The following is an 18,090-nucleotide window of genomic DNA, read 5'->3' as shown; positions in this document are numbered from 1 at the left end:
GGGCTTGCCCGCGAAGAGGCCGGCACAGCCAACCCAAAAACCGGCTAGATCACGAATCCATGGAATGACCGCAATCGAATAATTCGTTTGCGGAATAACCCGCCGACACGCTTGGATAATAAGAAACTCGAACAAGGTCCGCGTGCCCCATGAACCAGGAAAGTATCAGCCAATCCATTGCCATCGTTCACCCGATCACACTTTCCCATGGCCGTAATGCCGAAGTCTGGGACACTGACGGCAAACGTTACATCGACTTCGTCGGCGGTATCGGCGTGCTCAACCTGGGCCACTGCAACCCCGCTGTGGTCGAGGCCATCCAGGCTCAGGCCACCCGCCTGACCCACTACGCCTTCAACGCGGCCCCTCACGGCCCTTACCTGGCCCTGATGGAGCAACTGAGCCAGTTTGTGCCTGTCAGCTACCCACTGGCCGGCATGCTCACCAACAGCGGCGCGGAAGCGGCGGAGAACGCCCTGAAAGTGGCCCGCGGCGCCACCGGCAAACGGGCCATCATCGCGTTCGACGGCGGCTTCCATGGGCGCACCCTGGCCACCCTGAACCTCAATGGCAAGGTCGCCCCCTACAAGCAGCGGGTCGGCGAACTGCCCGGGCCGGTGTATCACCTGCCCTACCCCAGCGCGGATACCGGGGTTACCTGCGAGCAAGCGCTCAAGGCCATGGACCGCCTGTTCAGCGTCGAGCTGGCGGTGGAGGACGTCGCGGCGTTCATCTTCGAGCCAGTGCAGGGTGAAGGCGGCTTCCTTGCCCTGGACCCGGCCTTCGCCCAGGCCCTGCGCCGCTTCTGCGACGAGCGTGGCATCCTGATCATCATCGACGAGATCCAGTCGGGCTTCGGCCGCACCGGCCAGCGCTTCGCGTTTCCGCGCCTGGGCATCGAGCCTGACCTGCTGTTGCTGGCAAAGAGCATCGCTGGCGGTATGCCGCTGGGTGCAGTGGTCGGGCGCAAGGAATTGATGGCGGCGCTACCCAAGGGCGGCCTGGGTGGCACCTATTCGGGCAACCCGATTGCCTGTGCGGCGGCCTTGGCCAGCCTGGCGCAGATGACCGACGAAAACCTTGCAACCTGGGGTGAACGGCAGGAACAGGCCATCATCAGCCGTTATGAGCGCTGGAAGGCTTCGGGCCTGAGCCCGTACATCGGCCGCCTGACCGGCGTGGGCGCCATGCGAGGGATCGAGTTCGCCAATGCCGATGGCAGCCCGGCACCGGCACAACTGGCCAAGGTGATGGAAGCAGCCCGCGCCAAGGGCCTGCTGCTGATGCCCAGCGGCAAGGCGCGGCACATCATTCGCCTGCTGGCACCGCTGACCATCGAGGCCGAGGTGCTCGAGGAAGGGTTGGATATCCTCGAGCAGTGCCTGGCAGAACTGAACTGAGGCTTACAGGCCGAGTTCTTCCGGGGTAAGCATGTCGGACTCGAAGGCGATCCAGCCGCCTTCCAGTTCGGCATGGCCGTTGACGATCGGGCCGTAATAGGTCAGGCCGTTCTCCAGGGTTACGCAAATGTGCGTGGCCGGTTTCTCAGGGGCCGCGAGCGTACCGACGAAATGCACCTTCTTCAGGGTTTCGGTCACCGCTTCCAGGCCCACGCGCATCTTGGGGTTTTCCGAGGCTTCGGTATCTCCGCCACGGTCTTCGGCGCTGATGGTCACGGTGGCGATGTACGGGTACTTGGTGCTCAAACGGGGTTACCTCGGTGGGTGTATAGGCGTACGGGCGCGTAGAGTACGGCAGGCCGTCTCTGTTGTCTCTACTGGCCTCTTCGCGGGCACGCCCGCTCCCACAGGGATCGCATGTTGCTCAGGGTATGCGGGGCACCTGTGAGGGGCGGGTCTGCCTGGGAAGAGCCGGGCCTGCAACAGGTGATCTGAATGCCCCGATCTGTTAGGGTGCCCGCCGATGCACGCCACACCACACGAGGATCCCGAGTGAGCGCCGAAGACCCCCTGATCGCCGACCTGTTCGAAGTCGACAAACGCCTGTCCCTCAAGCCCGTCGTGGACTTCAACAGCTACCTGCGCAACGCCTTCGGCGAGGGCCCATGCCGCTGCCACCGCTGCGTAGAAGGCGCCGACCAAAGCACCTACAGCCACGCGCACAACTTCACCTTCGAAGGCCGCCAGTGGCACCGCCGGTTCGCCAGCACCGCTGGCAGCGACGTCGCCCAGGTGTTGAAAAAAGCCTGGCTGTCGTACACCAAGGCTGATCTCAACCTGGTCGGCGCGCTGGACCTGACCACCCTCAAGACCTTTACCGAGGCCACCCTGCACACGCGCCTGCTGGCCTTGCTGCCGGCCAGCGGCCTGGCCCGTGAAGTGGATGGCCAGTGGATGCTGCAAGCCCAGGCCGACTGACGGCCCGGTGGCAGGGCAGGATTCCACCGGTCTGCTAACTTGGTGGAATCCGTCCACCCACAGGTAGTCCGCCATGGCCCGCACAACGCCCATCGAGCTGTACCGCAATATCGGCATCGTTGCCCACGTGGATGCCGGCAAGACCACGACCACCGAGCGGATCCTGTTCTACACCGGGGTCAACCACAAGATGGGCGAAGTGCACGATGGCGCGGCGACCATGGACTGGATGGCCCAGGAGCAGGAACGCGGCATCACCATCACCTCGGCGGCGACCACGGCGTTCTGGCAAGGCTCGACCAAGCAGTTCGCCCACAAGTACCGTTTCAACATCATCGACACCCCAGGCCACGTCGATTTCACCATCGAGGTGGAGCGCTCATTGCGCGTGCTCGATGGCGCGGTCGTGGTATTCAGCGGCGCGGACGGCGTCGAGCCGCAGTCCGAGACAGTCTGGCGCCAGGCCAACAAGTACCACGTGCCACGCTTGGCCTACATCAACAAAATGGACCGCCAGGGGGCCGACTTCCTGCGCGTGGTCAAGCAGATCGATCAGCGCCTGGGGCACCACCCGGTACCCATCCAGCTGGCCATCGGCAGCGAAGAAAACTTCATGGGCCAGATCGACCTGGTGAAGATGAAGGCCATCTACTGGAACGATGCCGACCAGGGCACCAGTTACCGCGAAGAAGATATTCCCGCCGATCTGCAGAAGCTTGCCGACGAATGGCGCGCGCACATGATCGAAGCTGCGGCCGAGGCCAATGACGAGCTGACCATGAAGTTTCTCGATGGCGAGGAGCTGAGCATCGAAGAGATCAAGGCCGGGTTGCGCCAGCGCACCATCGCCAACGAAATCGTGCCGACCATCCTCGGCTCATCGTTCAAGAACAAAGGCGTGCCGCTGATGCTCGACGCGGTGATCGACTACCTGCCCGCCCCGTCGGAAATTCCTGCCATCCGCGGCACCGACCCGGATGATGAAGAAAAGCACCTGGAACGGCACGCCGACGACAAAGAGCCGTTCTCGGCACTGGCTTTCAAGATCGCCACCGACCCGTTCGTCGGCACCCTCACCTTCGCCCGCGTTTATTCCGGCGTGCTCAGTTCAGGCAATGCGGTACTCAACTCGGTCAAAGGCAAGAAGGAACGCATCGGCCGCATGGTGCAGATGCATGCCAACCAGCGTGCCGAAATCAAGGACGTGTGTGCCGGCGACATCGCCGCACTGATCGGCATGAAGGACGTGACCACCGGCGATACCCTGTGCGACATGGACAAACCGATCATCCTCGAACGCATGGACTTCCCCGACCCGGTGATTTCCGTCGCAGTAGAGCCGAAAACCAAGGCCGACCAGGAAAAAATGGGCATCGCGCTGGGCAAGCTGGCCCAGGAAGACCCCTCATTCCGCGTGCGTACCGATGAAGAGACCGGCCAGACCATCATCTCGGGCATGGGCGAGCTGCACCTGGACATCATCGTCGACCGCATGCGCCGCGAGTTCAACGTCGAGGCCAACATCGGCAAGCCGCAGGTGGCCTACCGGGAAAAAATCCGCAATACCTGCGAGATCGAGGGGCGTTTCGTGCGTCAGTCCGGTGGCCGTGGCCAATACGGCCATTGCTGGATCCGTTTCGCCCCCGGTGATGAAGGCAAAGAAGGCCTGGAATTCATCAACGAGATCGTCGGCGGCGTGGTACCCCGCGAGTACATCCCGGCAATCCAGAAGGGTATCGAAGAGCAAATGAAGAACGGCGTGCTTGCCGGCTACCCGCTGATCAGCCTCAAGGCCGCCGTGTTCGACGGCTCGTACCACGATGTCGACTCCAACGAGATGGCCTACAAGATCGCCGCGTCGATGGCCACCAAGCAGTTGTCGCAGAAAGGCGGCGCAGTGTTGCTGGAGCCAGTGATGAAGGTAGAGGTGGTGACGCCGGAGGAATATCAGGGCGACATCCTCGGCGACTTGAGCCGACGTCGCGGCATGATCCAGGACGGTGATGAAACACCGGCTGGCAAGGTGATACGTGCCGAAGTGCCGTTGGGTGAAATGTTCGGCTACGCCACCTCGATGCGCTCGATGACCCAGGGCCGGGCCAGCTTCTCGATGGAGTTCACCCGCTATGCCGAGGCCCCGGCGAGCATTGCCGATGGCATCGTCAAGAAGAGCCGCGGGGAGTAAGCGGTTCTCCTGTGCCGGCCTCTTCGCGGGTAAGCCCGCGCCTACAGGATGGTCGCAGGCCCAGACATTGTGCGCCCCCTGTAGGAGCGGGTTTACCCGCGAAGAGGCCGGCACAGGCAGCAACAGTTTTCAATGCTGCTCGCCCGCCCGCTTCAACAGCTTCTTGCACCGCTCCGACAAATGCACCACGCGCAAATGCTTGCCCGCCTTGGCATAGCGCTCGCGCAGAGTTTTCAGCGCCGCAACGGCCGAATAATCGACAAAGCTCAAATGCTGGCAATCCAGCGTGACCTGGGCCGGGTCCCCGGCCGTGTCGAACTGGTTGAGGAACGAGGTGGTCGAGGCAAAGAACAGCGTGCCATGCAGTTGATAACGCTTGCCGCCCTCCGCGTCCTCATGGGTGTCGGCATACAGCTCCCGCGCATGCTGCCAGGCAAAGTTGAGCGCCGCGATGATGATACCGAACAGCACTGCCATGGCCAGGTCGGTGAGCACCGTGACCACAGTCACCGCAACGATCGCCAGCACATCATTCACCGGCACCTTGTGCAACACCCGCAACGACGCCCAGGCAAAGGTCTGCTGGGCCACCACGAACATCACCCCAACCAGCGCCGCCAGGGGAATGCGCTCGATCAGCGGCGACAGGAACAGCACGAACAGCAGAATCATCACCCCGGCCACTACCCCCGACAACCGGCCCCGGCCATTGGAGCTGAGGTTGATCACCGTCTGCCCGATCATCGCGCAGCCGCCCATGCCGCCGCACAGGCCCGACACCATGTTCGCAGCGCCCAATGCCACACACTCGCGGTCCGGGAAGCCACGGCTCTCGGTGATTTCGTCGGTCAGGTTGAGGGTGAGCAGGGTTTCCAGCAGTCCGACCATGGCCATCAGCACCGCGTAGGGGGCGATGATCTTCAGTGTTTCCAGATTCCAGGGCACATCCGGCAGCGCCAGCCCCGGCAGGCCACCGGCGATGTGCGCCATGTCGCCCAGGGTGCGGGTAGGCAGCCCGAGCACGTACACCAGCAGGCCAACACCGAGGATCGCCACCAAGGCCGGCGGCACCGCGCGGGTCAGTTTCGGCAGCACATAAACCACCGCCATGGTCAGCGCCACCAGGCCGATCATCAGGTACAGCGGCGTGCCACTGAGCCAGTGTTCGCCGTCCTTGAAATGCTCCAGCTGAGCCATGGCGATGACGATGGCCAGGCCGTTTACGAAGCCAAGCATGACCGGGTATGGCACCAGGCGCACCAATTTGCCCAGACGCAGCAGGCCGAACAGGATCATGACCACACCGCCCAGCAGCACCGTGGCCAGCAGGTACTGCACGCCGTGCTGCACCACCAAGGCGACGATCACCACCGCCATCGAGCCGGCAGCGCCGGAGATCATCCCCGGCCGCCCGCCGAACAGCGCCGTCAGGGTACAAATGATGAACGCGCCATACAGGCCCATCAGCGGGTTGAGGTGGGCCACCAGGGCAAAGGCGATGCACTCGGGGACCAAGGCGAACGAGGTGGTGAGGCCGGCGAGCAGGTCGGCGCGTAGTCGGGCGGGCTTCATGGGCTTCCTGTGGTGCAGTCCTGACGGACGTTAGAAAAACGAGGGGCGCGATGTTACGGAATTTGTCTGACAGCGGCCACCGCTCAACGCACACGTTCCAGGCTCTGCACGGCCAGGTCCAGCGCACGCTGCATGTCCAGGCGCGCCGAACGGCCCAGGTCCGGGTCGTTCAGGCGGCCGCCACGCTCCGAGGGCAGGATTGGCGCCGTCAGGTCTTCGGCATCCATCGCTTCGAAATCCTGTTCGGCGCCCAGGGTCAAGGCACTGCGCCGCAACAGCATGCGCACCTGTTCCGGGGTAAGTGCCGGGTTGATCGACAGCATCGTCGCCACAGTGGCAGTCACCAAGGGTGTTGCGTACGACGTGCCGCAATGCGCAGCCTCGGCCGACACGGGGCGTATGCAGGCAGCAGCACTGACGTCCACGCGCATGTCGATGTTGGAACTGTGACGCTTGCGCACATGATCGTGGGCTTCAACTGCCGTAGCCTTGTCACTGCGCTGATGCCCGCCCACCACCAGCAATTGTTCGGTGATGAACGACGAAGGCAGGCGATATTCATCGGTCCCCGACCAGGACGCACCATTACCCGCCGAATTCACCACCACCACATCAGGGTGCTCCTTGCGCAGCCAGAGGAAAAACTCCTCAAGCAACTCCTCGTAGCCACTCATTGCCAGCCCGGAACGCACCAGCGAATCAACCTCATCACCGTTGACATCGCGCGCGCCGACCCGGTGAATGCCCCAGCTCCAGTTCAGCACCCGCACGCCATCTTCGACCAGGTTCACCGAGGCAGCGATGTTGGCGGTGATACCGGCATCCGAGTTGCGCTCTACCATCACCTCGAAGCCAGGGCTGTGCTTGCCCAGCCCCGGCAAAAAGCCCTCACCCTGCGCAGCGAGAATGCCCGCAACATGGCTGCCGTGGCTGGCCGGGCGATCACCGTCGCGAGCGTAGAGGCATGTCTGGCCTTGTTCGCAGTCCCCTCGATAATGGCCGAACCCTGGGGCGTCGAAGTCCACTTCACGCTCGATTACCCCGACCCGCACGGGCTTCACCGGCAAGCCAGAGGCGGCAATCCGGCGCCGGTAGAAATACAGCGCGTCCATGAAGCGGTTGGCGGCCCATTCGTCCGCCTGGTCGATGGCCCGGGTGCCGCGCCCATTGCCCTCCTCCCCGCGCTCGGGGGCGGACTCTTCGACAATCACGGCATCCACGCTGACTTCACTGCCCATGCGCAGGACCATCGCATCGCGCTGCATCAGGTCCTCTACCGGCAAGCGCAGCTGGTAGACATTCAACGGCGGAATGGCACCCACAACCTGGGCGCCGTATTTACCGGCGATGCGCCGGGCCTCGTCGAGGCCGTCGTATTTTTCTTCGATCAACAGGCTGACCAGATCGACATAAGTGGTCAGGCCGTCCATGTTCTTCGCCACTTCATCAGGCCCTGCGGCGATCACATGACTGCGTTGGCGGGTCAGCCATACCGGGTTGCTGGTGCGGCCGCCATCGGCCAGCCAGAGCGGGGCGCTGCGCTGGGCTTCTCTCACCAGTTTCAGCGTCAGCCGGTCACCTTGCCGCCCGACATTGGCTTCTGACAGCCGCACACCGCCCAACCATACCGTTGGCAGGTTTGCCCCGAGCCCCTCGGCACGCAGGCACCATTGCTGCTGGCTGTCGCTGAACAAGTCGCCGCAACGCTGCAGCTGCTTGATGCGCAGCGTGTCCGCTGCAGCCTGTGCACCCAGACTGCAAAGCCATAACAGCAAGATCAGGACACCGTTCATGCAATCACCCCACGCGCTCCCTGTGAGTGCGACTTACGGGGCACCTCAAAGGTTCACCTGTGGCTGGCAACTGCCTGGTCGCGGGCGAGCCATTCGGCCATGGAAGTATCCTCCAACGCGTACTCGCCACGATTGGCCTTCCATACCAGCTCCTTGTCGCGCAGGGCATCGAGGGCCTTCTGTACGTTTGCCGTGTTGACGTTGGCTACCGCCTGGGCCTGCTCCAGCTTGCGGCTGACCTCAACCAGAGTTTGCTCGGTAAACGGGGAAAACGGCTGCCGGCCCAGCGTGCGCTCGGCCATGACCGCTAGCACGGCCTGCTGCAACGGCGTAAGTTCGTTCCAAGCGCTTTCGTAGTCACTCCACACCCCGGCTTGATGATTCAGCGCCCCGTTGCGCAGCAATTCACCCAGGTTGCCCGCCTCACCCAGGCCGACGCTAACTTCGGCCAACAGTTTGTTGAGCATTTCCGGGCGCCGGCCGACCAATTCGAACGCGTATGCCAAGTCCTCTACCTTGAACTGGTTACTGTCGGCCAGGCGACGGTTCCACAAGGCGGTGATGAATTCGACATATTCACGCCCCAGCAACGGAAATGGCGTGATGCTGGCACCAAAGAATGGCTGCTTGCTCTTGAGTACCAGGTTGGCCAGCTTGTCACGACTAGAGCCCGTGAACACCAGGCGCAAGCCGTCCGGACGGTCGCCACGGTTAAGATGGTCACGCGCGGCTTTCAGCGCGAACATCGCATTAAGGCCATCTTCGCTGTTTAGGGCGTGCTGAGCCTCGTCGATGATCAGCACTACCAACTGCCCTGAGACTTGATGCAACACGGCAAGCGCCTGGGCCAGGGTAGTACCCGCAGGCAATTGCGGGCGGGTGAAATCCCAGCTCAGGGTGCGCAGCAGGTTGATCTTGTCGATACCGGCCTTTTTCGCGGTCCTGGCCAGCGCACCTTCGAATCTGGCCAGCGCAGTACCGATGGCGCCACTGATGAGCTGCGCAGGGGCGGCGTCGCGATCCGACCACAGGTCGACGTAAACCGGTAGCCAGCCGCGCTGTACGCATTCCGGTATGAAGTCGTTGTTGAGGAAGGTGCTCTTGCCTGTACGCCGGGGCGCGGCCAGGAACATGCCCGAGCTGTAATCGACCAACGACTCGCCGGCCAAGTCTTGGGCCAGTGCGTTGGCCAACTGATTACGGCGTAGGAGCGGGCGAACGGGAGACATGCAATTAACCTAAATTATCTTGCCTACTATAATTTATAGCCTACAAGATAAACCAGGATAATACGACCGTCTGCAACCGTGCCGGCGTGATCCAGATCCGGCAAAAAGTCAGCAAATTTGCCATCATGTTGATTCCACCTGCGGAGATCATGGACATGCCGCTACGCCCCCTTTTCACCTCCCTGTTGCTGGTCGCCAGCCTCACCGCCCACGCCGCCACCGAGGTGGTGCCACTTCAGCATCGCAGCAGCGCCGAACTGCTGCCCGCCCTGCAGGCTTTCATCGGCAAGGACGGCACGGTCAGCGCCTTCGAGAACAAACTGATCGTCAACGCCAGCCCCGAGCGCATCGACGACCTGCGCGCCCTGCTGCAACAGCTGGACACCGCGCCCAAGCGCCTGCTGATCAGCGTCGACAACAACGACAGCAATTTCCAGGACAACCGCGGCAACGCACGCGTCATTCACTACGGCACCAGCAACCGCGACGGCGGCATGCAGCAGGTACAAGCCAGCGAAGGGCAACCGGCACTGATCCAGGTGGGCCAGAGCATCCCCATTACCAGCACCAGCACAGACGGCTATGGGCGCATTCAGAGCAACACCGAATACCGCAACGTGACCCAAGGCTTCTACGTAACCCCAAGCCTGAGCGGCGAAACGGTTCGTCTGCAAATAAGCAGCAATAATGACCGTATCAGCCATGAACGTGCAGATGTAGTGAAAGTGCAAAGTACCGACACGACAGTCACTGGCAAGCTCGGCGAGTGGATCACCCTGGCGGGGTTCAACCAGCAGAGCCAAGCCGACCGCAGCGCGTCAAGCCACACGTACAGCACCCAACGGGGTGAAAACATGACATTGCGTGTCAAAGTCGACCTTGTGGACTGATCCCAGGCAATTCAAGGCTTCGACCAAAGGCCTTGAAACTGACTGCCAAGTCGCATTAGACCAAAGATGTAGTAAGGACAAAAAAGCACTACAAAACATTTGACAGGGTCTTTTTCCCAAGGGCATGATGGCCTCGCTCCCGCTAATCAGGGGCCCTGGCAAGGGCCTTCGGGGCGCGCTCCTTCCACCCCAGGAGGCGCCTCGTGTCTATACGGCCCACAAGGCGGTTCGACGGGATTGCGACTGCAACGAAGAAGTTGTCCCGAGGGACGGAAGCGCATCACCGCAGTACTGGCAATCGCGTAGCACCGCAGCAAGGCAACCACGAGCCGACCTGCCGGAGCGCACCTTCGCCTGGCCTGCCCAACCTTCCCCTTCGAGCCTTCGCGTTCGCCGCCGCAAGCCTGCGAACAGGACAGCCGCCAGGCACCTGATCAGCCCAGAGCATCAGCACAATTAACCCAAGATCGATGCGACGAGGTTTATTTCCATGGCACTGACACGCGAACAGCAAATTGCAGCCCTCGAGAAAGACTGGGCCGAGAACCCGCGCTGGAAAGGCGTGACCCGTACCTACACCGCCGCTGATGTCGTTCGCCTGCGTGGCTCCGTGCAACCTGAGCACACCTTTGCCCGTCAGGGTGCAGAAAAACTGTGGAAGCTGGTCACCGAAGGTGCTCACCCGTCCTTCCGCCCCGACAAAGATTTCGTCAACTGCATGGGCGCCCTGACTGGCGGCCAGGCTGTACAACAGGTCAAGGCCGGCATCCAGGCCATCTACCTGTCCGGCTGGCAGGTTGCCGCCGACAACAACTCGGCCGAGTCGATGTACCCTGACCAGTCGCTGTACCCGGTCGACTCGGTACCGACCGTGGTCAAGCGCATCAACAACGCGTTCCGCCGTGCCGACCAGATCCAGTGGAAAGCCGGCAAGAACCCGGGCGACGAAGGCTACATCGACTACTTCGCGCCCATCGTGGCTGACGCCGAAGCCGGTTTCGGTGGCGTACTGAACGCCTACGAGCTGATGAAGAACATGATCGAAGCAGGCGCCGCTGGCGTGCACTTCGAAGACCAGCTGGCCTCGGTTAAAAAATGCGGCCACATGGGCGGCAAGGTGCTGGTACCGACCCAGGAAGCCGTTCAGAAGCTGGTAGCAGCGCGCCTGGCCGCTGACGTGTCGGGTGTACCGACCATCATCCTGGCCCGTACCGACGCCAACGCCGCCGACCTGCTGACCAGCGACTGCGACCCGTACGACCAGCCGTTCGTGATTGGCGAGCGTACTCGCGAAGGCTTCTACAAGGTCCGCGCCGGCCTCGACCAGGCCATTGCCCGCGGCCTGGCCTACGCCCCGTACGCCGACCTGATCTGGTGCGAAACCGCCAAGCCGGACCTGGACGAAGCCCGCCGCTTCGCCGAGGCGATCAAGAAGGAGTACCCGGACCAGATCCTGTCCTACAACTGCTCGCCTTCCTTCAACTGGAAGAAAAACCTGGACGACGCCACCATCGCCAAGTTCCAGCGCGAGCTGTCGGCCATGGGTTACAAGCATCAGTTCATCACCCTGGCCGGCATCCACAACATGTGGCACGGCATGTTCAACCTGGCGCACGACTACGCCCGTAACGACATGACCGCCTACGTGAAGCTGCAGGAGCAGGAATTCGCTGACGCCAGCAAGGGCTACACCTTCGTGGCGCACCAGCAGGAAGTGGGCACCGGCTACTTCGACGACATGACCACCGTGATCCAGGGTGGCGCTTCGTCGGTGACTGCACTGACCGGTTCGACCGAAGAAGAGCAGTTCCACTGATAGTGGGTTGCGGTTGAACAAAGGCCCGGGGCTTGTGAAAGCTCCGGGCCTTTGTTTTTACCCGAGAAAGGGCCGGGCCTGCTGGCCAATTTTCACCAGCCGTTCACCGTTGCCGCCGCTACCGTATTCGCGGGTTAACCCGCGCCTACACTGATCGGGAGGGGACACACATCGGTGATTGGGCGCAGGCCGCTGTAGGAGCGGGTTTACCCGCGAAAGGGCCGGCACAGGCCACAACAAAACCCCGGATCAGGGCTATGCTTGTGGCAGCCCAGCAGCAAGGACCGCCCATGCCTCGTCCAAGCCACCTGATGATTCTCGCCCTGACCGCCGCTGCCCTCTATATATATGCACTGGCCAGCGACAACACCCTGCTCGCCCTGATGGCCAAACCCATCCCGGTGCTGGCCTTGATTGCCTGGCTGCGCAGCACCCCGGTTTCGCCTTATCGCACGTGGATCTCGATCGGCCTGGGCTTCTCGGTACTCGGTGACATCCTGCTGGCCATCCCCGCCGACCTGTTCGTGTTCGGCCTGGCCGCCTTCCTTTGCGCCCACCTTGCTTACCTGCGCGGCTATTGCGGCATTACCCTGCGCCCCGCCCTGCCCGCACTGATCTTCAGCGCAATCAGTGGCATCGCGCTGCTCGGCGTACTGGCCAGCAACGGCCTCGGCCCGCTGCTGATCCCGGTAGCGCTCTACGCCCTGGCTATCAGCGCCATGCTCTGGCGCGCACTGGCCTGCGGGGGATTGGCCGCGCTCGGTGCCGGCCTGTTCGTGTTCTCCGACAGCCTGATCGGCATCGACCGCTTCGTCAGCCCGTTCGCCGCCGCACCGTACCTGATCATCCTCGCCTACTGGCTCGGCCAATGGGCCATCGCTTCATCAGTCGGTCATCGCTCAACCGATAAAGTATTGACCCAGAGCGGTGCGCGCAGGACCGAGAGCTGCTAGAACAAGGGTTTTTTGCAATTGCAAGTAGGGGGAATCGCCAGATGAACTTTACAAGGCGCAGAACAGCGAAATTCGAACGCAGCAGTTCAAATGATATTAATTATCATTACAGGATTTGCAATTCGTTACCCGCTGCAAGAAACATAATTAACAAAACCGCGCGTAATGCCCGAATTTCAAGGCTCTCAGCCAGTTACGAACGGTTTTTGTACTTAATCCTACGAATAAATTTGCGACAGAAATTTTACTTGCACCAGGTTTACCCATAAAATCAGCGCGATTGATTCGGCTGCGACATTTGGTCACTGCATGTGCGACGCCAAGTCGCCGCTCTACACTTATTTCAGACTGCAGAGCTGGGTCTCTGTATAAGGATCTCTAGCATGTCCGATTCGGCAGGACTCATCGCCCACAACTGGGGCTTTGCCATCTTCCTCCTGGGTGTCGTCGGCCTGTGCGCCTTCATGCTCGGCCTGTCCAGCCTGCTCGGTAGCAAGGCTTGGGGCCGCGCCAAGAACGAACCCTTCGAATCCGGCATGCTGCCCGTCGGCAGCGCTCGCCTGCGCCTGTCCGCCAAATTCTATCTGGTCGCGATGCTGTTCGTGATCTTCGATATCGAAGCCCTCTTTCTCTTTGCATGGTCTGTGTCCGTCCGCGAAAGCGGCTGGACCGGATTCGTCGAAGCACTCGTTTTCATAGCAATTCTGTTGGCAGGTCTTGTCTACCTATGGCGCGTCGGGGCACTTGATTGGGCTCCCGAAGGTCGCCGCAAGCGGCAAGCGAAGCTGAAACAATGAGGCTTTGGCATGCAATACAATCTCACCAGAATCGATCCGGATGCGCCCAACGAGCAGTACCCGGTCGGTGAACGGGAAACCGTCACCGATCAACTGCTAGAGGACCAGGTCCACAAGAACATCTTCATGGGCAAACTTGAAGATGTGCTGCGTGGCGCGGTCAATTGGGGCCGCAAGAACTCCCTCTGGCCGTACAACTTCGGCCTGTCCTGCTGCTACGTGGAAATGACCACGGCCTTCACGGCACCCCACGACATCGCCCGCTTCGGCGCCGAAGTCATCCGGGCCTCGCCGCGTCAGGCCGACTTCATGGTCATTGCCGGTACCTGCTTCGTGAAGATGGCGCCGATCATCCAGCGCCTGTACGAGCAGATGCTCGAACCGAAATGGGTCATTTCCATGGGTTCGTGCGCCAACTCCGGTGGCATGTACGACATCTACTCGGTCGTTCAGGGGGTCGACAAGTTCCTCCCCGTGGACGTCTATGTGCCTGGCTGCCCGCCACGCCCTGAGGCTTTCCTGCAAGGCTTGATGCTGCTGCAGGAGTCGATCGGCCAAGAACGACGCCCGCTTTCCTGGGTTGTTGGTGATCAAGGTATTTACCGTGCCGAGATGCCAGCCCAGAAAGACCTGCGTCGTGAGCAGCGCATTGCAGTAACCAACCTGCGCAGCCCCGACGAAGTCTGATCCAGCGACCTGCCGCCCGCTCCCGAAGGAGCCGGCGGCCTGGCTTCATTCTTAACGTTGACCCAAAGCGACCGAGACCATGACAGCGGACAACGCTATTTTCATTCCGCCCTACAAGGCTGACGACCAGGATGTGGTCGTCGAACTGAACAACCGTTTTGGCGCCGACGCATTCGTCGCCCAGGAAACCCGCACCGGCATGCCCGTGCTGTGGGTAAAGCGCGCCCAGCTCAAAGAGGTGCTCAGCTTCCTGCGCGGCGTCGCCAAGCCTTACAGCATGCTGTACGACCTGCATGGCGTCGACGAGCGCCTGCGCACCCAGCGCCGTGGCCTGCCAGCCGCCGATTTCAGCGTGTTCTACCACCTGTTGTCGATCGAGCGTAACAGCGACGTGATGATCAAGGTGTCGCTCAGCGAAGGCGACCTGAACCTGCCGACCGTGACGGGCATCTGGCCAAACGCCAACTGGTACGAGCGCGAAGTCTGGGACATGTTCGGCATCGACTTTGCCGGCCACCCGCACCTCAGCCGCATCATGATGCCGCCGACCTGGGAAGGTCACCCGCTGCGCAAGGACTACCCTGCCCGGGCGACCGAGTTCGACCCCTACAGCCTGACCCTGGCCAAGCAGCAGCTTGAAGAGGAATCGGCACGCTTCAACCCGGAAGCCTGGGGCATGAAGCGCCAGGGCGCCAACGAGGACTACATGTTCCTCAACCTCGGCCCCAACCACCCTTCGGCGCACGGTGCGTTCCGTATCGTCCTGCAGCTGGACGGTGAAGAAATCGTCGACTGCGTACCGGACATCGGCTACCACCACCGTGGCGCCGAAAAAATGGCCGAGCGCCAGTCCTGGCACAGCTTCATCCCCTATACCGACCGTATCGATTACCTCGGCGGGGTGATGAACAACCTGCCGTACGTGCTTGCGGTGGAGAAGCTGGCCGGCATCCAGGTGCCGCAGAAGGTCGACGTGATTCGCATCATGCTGGCCGAGTTCTTCCGCATCACCAGCCACCTGCTGTTCCTGGGTACCTACATCCAGGACGTCGGCGCCATGACCCCGGTGTTCTTCACCTTCACCGACCGCCAGCGCGCCTACACCGTGATCGAAGCGATCACCGGCTTCCGCCTGCACCCGGCCTGGTACCGCATCGGTGGCGTCGCCCACGACCTACCACGTGGCTGGGACAAGCTGGTCAAGGACTTCGTCGAATGGCTGCCCAAGCGCCTCGACGAATACACCAAGGCCGCCCTGCAAAACAGCATCCTCAAGGGCCGTACCATCGGCGTTGCCGCGTACAACACCAAGGAAGCGCTGGAATGGGGCACCACCGGTGCCGGCTTGCGTGCCACCGGTTGCAACTTCGACCTGCGTAAAGCCCGTCCTTACTCCGGCTACGAGAACTTCGAGTTCGAAGTACCGCTGGCCCACAACGGCGATGCCTACGATCGCTGCATGGTCCGTGTCGAGGAGATGCGTCAGAGTATCCGCATCATCGACCAGTGCCTGCGCAACATGCCGGAAGGCCCGTACAAGGCGGATCACCCGCTGACCACGCCGCCGCCGAAAGAGCGCACCCTGCAGCACATCGAGACCCTGATCACGCACTTCCTGCAAGTCTCGTGGGGCCCGGTCATGCCGGCCAACGAGTCGTTCCAGATGATCGAAGCGACCAAGGGCATCAACAGTTACTACCTGACGAGCGATGGCGGCACCATGAGCTACCGCACCCGGATCCGCACCCCGAGCTACCCGCACCTGCAGCAGATCCCTTCGGTGATCAAAGGCAGCATGGTCGCCGACCTCATTGCGTACCTGGGCAGTATCGACTTCGTTATGGCTGACGTGGACCGCTAAGCATGAACAGCACGCTTATCCAGACAGACCGTTTCGCCCTGAGCGAAACCGAGCGCTCGGCCATCGAGCACGAAATGCATCACTACGAGGACCCGCGCGCGGCGTCCATCGAAGCCCTGAAGATCGTCCAGAAGGAGCGTGGCTGGGTGCCAGACGGCGCCATTCACGCCATCGGCGAAGTGCTGGGCATTCCGGCCAGCGACGTCGAGGGTGTCGCCACCTTCTACAGCCAGATCTTCCGCCAACCGGTCGGCCGCCACATCATCCGCGTGTGCGACAGCATGGTCTGCTACATCGGCGGCCATGAGTCGGTGGTCAGCCAGATCCAGAGCGAGCTGGGCATCGGCCTCGGCCAGACCACCGCCGACGGCCGTTTCACCCTGCTGCCCGTGTGCTGCCTGGGCAACTGCGACAAGGCCCCGGCGCTGATGATCGACGACGACACCTTCGGGGACGTGCAGCCGGCTGGCGTTTCCAAACTGCTGGAGGGTTACGTATGACCATTACTTCCTTCGGCCCGGCCAACCGCATCGCGCGCTCGGCCGAAACCCACCCGCTGACCTGGCGCCTGCGTGACGACGGCGAGCCGGTCTGGCTGGCCGAGTACGAATCGAAGAACGGCTACGCCGCAGCCCGCAAGGCGCTGGCGCAAATGTCCGCCGACGACATCGTGCAAAGCGTCAAGGACTCCGGCCTCAAGGGCCGTGGCGGTGCAGGCTTCCCCACTGGCGTGAAGTGGGGCCTGATGCCCAAAGACGAATCCATGAACATCCGCTACCTGCTGTGCAACGCGGACGAAATGGAGCCGAACACCTGGAAGGACCGCATGCTGATGGAGCAACAGCCCCATCTGCTGGTCGAGGGCATGCTGATCAGCGCCCGCGCCCTCAAGGCCTACCGCGGCTACATCTTCCTGCGTGGCGAATACACCACCGCAGCGAAGAACCTCAACCGCGCCATCGATGAAGCCAAGGCCGCCGGCCTGCTGGGCAAGAACATCCTGGGCAGCGGTTTCGATTTCGAGCTGTTCGTGCACACCGGCGCCGGCCGCTACATCTGCGGTGAAGAAACCGCGCTGATCAACTCGCTGGAAGGCCGCCGCGCCAACCCGCGCTCCAAGCCGCCCTTCCCTGCCGCCGTTGGCGTGTGGGGCAAGCCGACGTGCGTGAACAACGTCGAAACCCTGTGCAACGTCCCGGCCATCGTCGCCAACGGCAACGACTGGTACAAGTCGCTAGCCCGCGAAGGCAGCGAAGACCATGGCACCAAGCTGATGGGCTTCTCCGGCAAGGTGAAGAACCCAGGCCTGTGGGAACTGCCATTCGGCGTTACCGCGCGCGAATTGTTCGAAGACTACGCCGGTGGCATGCGCGATGGCTTCAAGCTCAAGTGCTGGCAGCCAGGCGGCGCCGGTACCGGCTTCCTGCTGCCTGAGCACCTCGATGCGCAAATGTACGCCGGTGGCATCGCCAAGGTTGGCACCCGTATGGGTACTGGCCTGGCGATGGCGGTCGACGACAGCATCAACATGGTGTCGCTGCTGCGCAACATGGAAGAGTTCTTCGCCCGCGAGTCGTGCGGCTGGTGCACGCCATGCCGTGACGGCCTGCCGTGGAGCGTGAAGATGCTGCGTGCACTGGAAAGAGGCCAGGGCCGCGCCGAAGACATCGAGACGCTGCTGGGGCTGGTCAACTTCCTCGGCCCAGGCCGTACCTTCTGTGCTCACGCACCGGGTGCCGTCGAGCCGCTGGGCAGTGCCATCAAATACTTCCGCTCGGAGTTCGAGGCCGGTGTGGCGCCAGAAAGCGCTGCCACCCTGCGCCCCGACCTGGCGAAGCCGATCGTGGTCGGCGCATAACAAGATGATTAGGCGGGTGGTCCGTGCCACTCGCCAGCTTACCGGCAGGCCCGAGCAATCGAGGCGTGTCG

The 18,090-nt window shown here is 62.2% G+C and carries 15 protein-coding genes; 11 read left to right on the top strand and 4 right to left on the bottom strand.

Going from position 1 to position 18,090, the window contains the following annotated elements; all coding sequences use genetic code 11:
* Positions 1–149 precede the first annotated feature (149 nt).
* Positions 150–1,400: an aspartate aminotransferase family protein gene (locus ACI7M0_RS09015; RefSeq protein ID WP_129932480.1), complete on the top strand. Its 1,251-nt coding sequence runs from the start codon at positions 150–152 to the stop codon at positions 1,398–1,400.
* A gap of 3 nt (positions 1,401–1,403) precedes the next feature.
* On the opposite strand, the gene ACI7M0_RS09010 is transcribed toward ACI7M0_RS09015, so the two are convergent.
* Positions 1,404–1,706 carry a hypothetical protein gene (locus tag ACI7M0_RS09010; RefSeq protein ID WP_012051778.1) on the bottom strand — a complete coding sequence of 101 codons (303 nt, stop codon included), beginning with the start codon at positions 1,704–1,706 and terminating at the stop codon, positions 1,404–1,406.
* A gap of 246 nt (positions 1,707–1,952) precedes the next feature.
* Between ACI7M0_RS09010 and ACI7M0_RS09005 the strand changes: the two genes are divergently transcribed.
* Positions 1,953–2,378, top strand: a complete 426-nt coding sequence (locus ACI7M0_RS09005) for a hypothetical protein (protein ID WP_129932481.1) — start codon at positions 1,953–1,955, stop codon at positions 2,376–2,378.
* 73 nt (positions 2,379–2,451) lie between these two features.
* On the top strand, positions 2,452–4,563 hold the full coding sequence (gene fusA, locus ACI7M0_RS09000) for an elongation factor G (RefSeq protein WP_129932482.1): 2,112 nt from the start codon (positions 2,452–2,454) through the stop codon (positions 4,561–4,563).
* A 129-nt stretch (positions 4,564–4,692) separates the two neighbouring features.
* On the opposite strand, the gene ACI7M0_RS08995 is transcribed toward fusA, so the two are convergent.
* The 3 genes from ACI7M0_RS08995 to ACI7M0_RS08985 form a co-directional block, all read right to left on the bottom strand.
* Positions 4,693–6,135, bottom strand: a complete 1,443-nt coding sequence (locus ACI7M0_RS08995) for a SulP family inorganic anion transporter (protein WP_020191995.1) — start codon at positions 6,133–6,135, stop codon at positions 4,693–4,695.
* 83 nt (positions 6,136–6,218) lie between these two features.
* A complete protein-coding gene (locus ACI7M0_RS08990) occupies positions 6,219–7,928 on the bottom strand; it encodes a S8/S53 family peptidase (RefSeq protein WP_104961147.1) in 1,710 nt (569 codons plus the stop codon).
* A gap of 53 nt (positions 7,929–7,981) precedes the next feature.
* Positions 7,982–9,157 carry a hypothetical protein gene (locus ACI7M0_RS08985; RefSeq protein WP_020191997.1) on the bottom strand — a complete coding sequence of 392 codons (1,176 nt, stop codon included), beginning with the start codon at positions 9,155–9,157 and terminating at the stop codon, positions 7,982–7,984.
* Between the two features lie 125 nt (positions 9,158–9,282).
* Here ACI7M0_RS08985 and ACI7M0_RS08980 point away from each other — a divergent pair, with 125 nt between their 5' ends.
* The 8 genes from ACI7M0_RS08980 (at position 9,283) to nuoF (ending at position 18,019) form a co-directional block, all read left to right on the top strand.
* On the top strand, positions 9,283–10,047 hold the full coding sequence (locus ACI7M0_RS08980) for a secretin N-terminal domain-containing protein (RefSeq protein ID WP_173879731.1): 765 nt from the start codon (positions 9,283–9,285) through the stop codon (positions 10,045–10,047).
* 490 nt (positions 10,048–10,537) lie between these two features.
* Complete coding sequence (gene aceA, locus ACI7M0_RS08975) at positions 10,538–11,863, top strand: isocitrate lyase (RefSeq protein ID WP_014590317.1); 1,326 nt, start codon at positions 10,538–10,540, stop codon at positions 11,861–11,863.
* 290 nt (positions 11,864–12,153) lie between these two features.
* Positions 12,154–12,816, top strand: coding sequence for a lysoplasmalogenase (locus ACI7M0_RS08970; protein ID WP_175442715.1), 663 nt, complete (start codon positions 12,154–12,156; stop codon positions 12,814–12,816).
* 383 nt (positions 12,817–13,199) lie between these two features.
* Positions 13,200–13,613 (top strand): NADH-quinone oxidoreductase subunit A, encoded by a 414-nt coding sequence (locus ACI7M0_RS08965; RefSeq protein ID WP_003251427.1) that lies wholly within the window; start codon positions 13,200–13,202, stop codon positions 13,611–13,613.
* Between the two features lie 9 nt (positions 13,614–13,622).
* On the top strand, positions 13,623–14,300 hold the full coding sequence (locus ACI7M0_RS08960) for an NADH-quinone oxidoreductase subunit B family protein (protein WP_003251429.1): 678 nt from the start codon (positions 13,623–13,625) through the stop codon (positions 14,298–14,300).
* A 79-nt stretch (positions 14,301–14,379) separates the two neighbouring features.
* Positions 14,380–16,161, top strand: coding sequence for an NADH-quinone oxidoreductase subunit C/D (gene nuoC / locus ACI7M0_RS08955; protein WP_129932484.1), 1,782 nt, complete (start codon positions 14,380–14,382; stop codon positions 16,159–16,161).
* Positions 16,162–16,163: 2 nt separating this feature from the next.
* A complete protein-coding gene (gene nuoE, locus ACI7M0_RS08950; protein WP_003251433.1) occupies positions 16,164–16,661 on the top strand; it encodes an NADH-quinone oxidoreductase subunit NuoE in 498 nt (165 codons plus the stop codon).
* A complete protein-coding gene (nuoF, locus tag ACI7M0_RS08945; RefSeq protein WP_020192000.1) occupies positions 16,658–18,019 on the top strand; it encodes an NADH-quinone oxidoreductase subunit NuoF in 1,362 nt (453 codons plus the stop codon). Before nuoE ends, nuoF begins: the two co-directional genes overlap by 4 nt.
* Positions 18,020–18,090: the final 71 nt, after the last annotated feature.

Origin of the sequence: Pseudomonas sp. 10(2024) (assembly GCF_045164175.1) — a bacterium.
GTDB classification, from domain to species: domain Bacteria; phylum Pseudomonadota; class Gammaproteobacteria; order Pseudomonadales; family Pseudomonadaceae; genus Aquipseudomonas; species Aquipseudomonas alloputida.
The sequence above is the reverse complement of the archived record's forward strand: the minus strand, read 5'-3'. Positions and strand labels throughout refer to the sequence as shown.

Coding starts and splice junctions, on each gene's coding strand:
- ACI7M0_RS09015 (WP_129932480.1), top strand. CDS start 150: ATGAACCAGGAAAGTATCAGCCAATCCATTGCCATCGTTCACCCGATC.
- fusA (WP_129932482.1), top strand. CDS start 2,452: ATGGCCCGCACAACGCCCATCGAGCTGTACCGCAATATCGGCATCGTT.
- ACI7M0_RS08995 (WP_020191995.1), bottom strand. CDS start 6,135: ATGAAGCCCGCCCGACTACGCGCCGACCTGCTCGCCGGCCTCACCACC.
- ACI7M0_RS08990 (WP_104961147.1), bottom strand. CDS start 7,928: ATGAACGGTGTCCTGATCTTGCTGTTATGGCTTTGCAGTCTGGGTGCA.
- ACI7M0_RS08985 (WP_020191997.1), bottom strand. CDS start 9,157: ATGTCTCCCGTTCGCCCGCTCCTACGCCGTAATCAGTTGGCCAACGCA.
- ACI7M0_RS08980 (WP_173879731.1), top strand. CDS start 9,283: ATGTTGATTCCACCTGCGGAGATCATGGACATGCCGCTACGCCCCCTT.
- aceA (WP_014590317.1), top strand. CDS start 10,538: ATGGCACTGACACGCGAACAGCAAATTGCAGCCCTCGAGAAAGACTGG.
- ACI7M0_RS08970 (WP_175442715.1), top strand. CDS start 12,154: ATGCCTCGTCCAAGCCACCTGATGATTCTCGCCCTGACCGCCGCTGCC.
- ACI7M0_RS08965 (WP_003251427.1), top strand. CDS start 13,200: ATGTCCGATTCGGCAGGACTCATCGCCCACAACTGGGGCTTTGCCATC.
- ACI7M0_RS08960 (WP_003251429.1), top strand. CDS start 13,623: ATGCAATACAATCTCACCAGAATCGATCCGGATGCGCCCAACGAGCAG.
- nuoC (WP_129932484.1), top strand. CDS start 14,380: ATGACAGCGGACAACGCTATTTTCATTCCGCCCTACAAGGCTGACGAC.
- nuoE (WP_003251433.1), top strand. CDS start 16,164: ATGAACAGCACGCTTATCCAGACAGACCGTTTCGCCCTGAGCGAAACC.
- nuoF (WP_020192000.1), top strand. CDS start 16,658: ATGACCATTACTTCCTTCGGCCCGGCCAACCGCATCGCGCGCTCGGCC.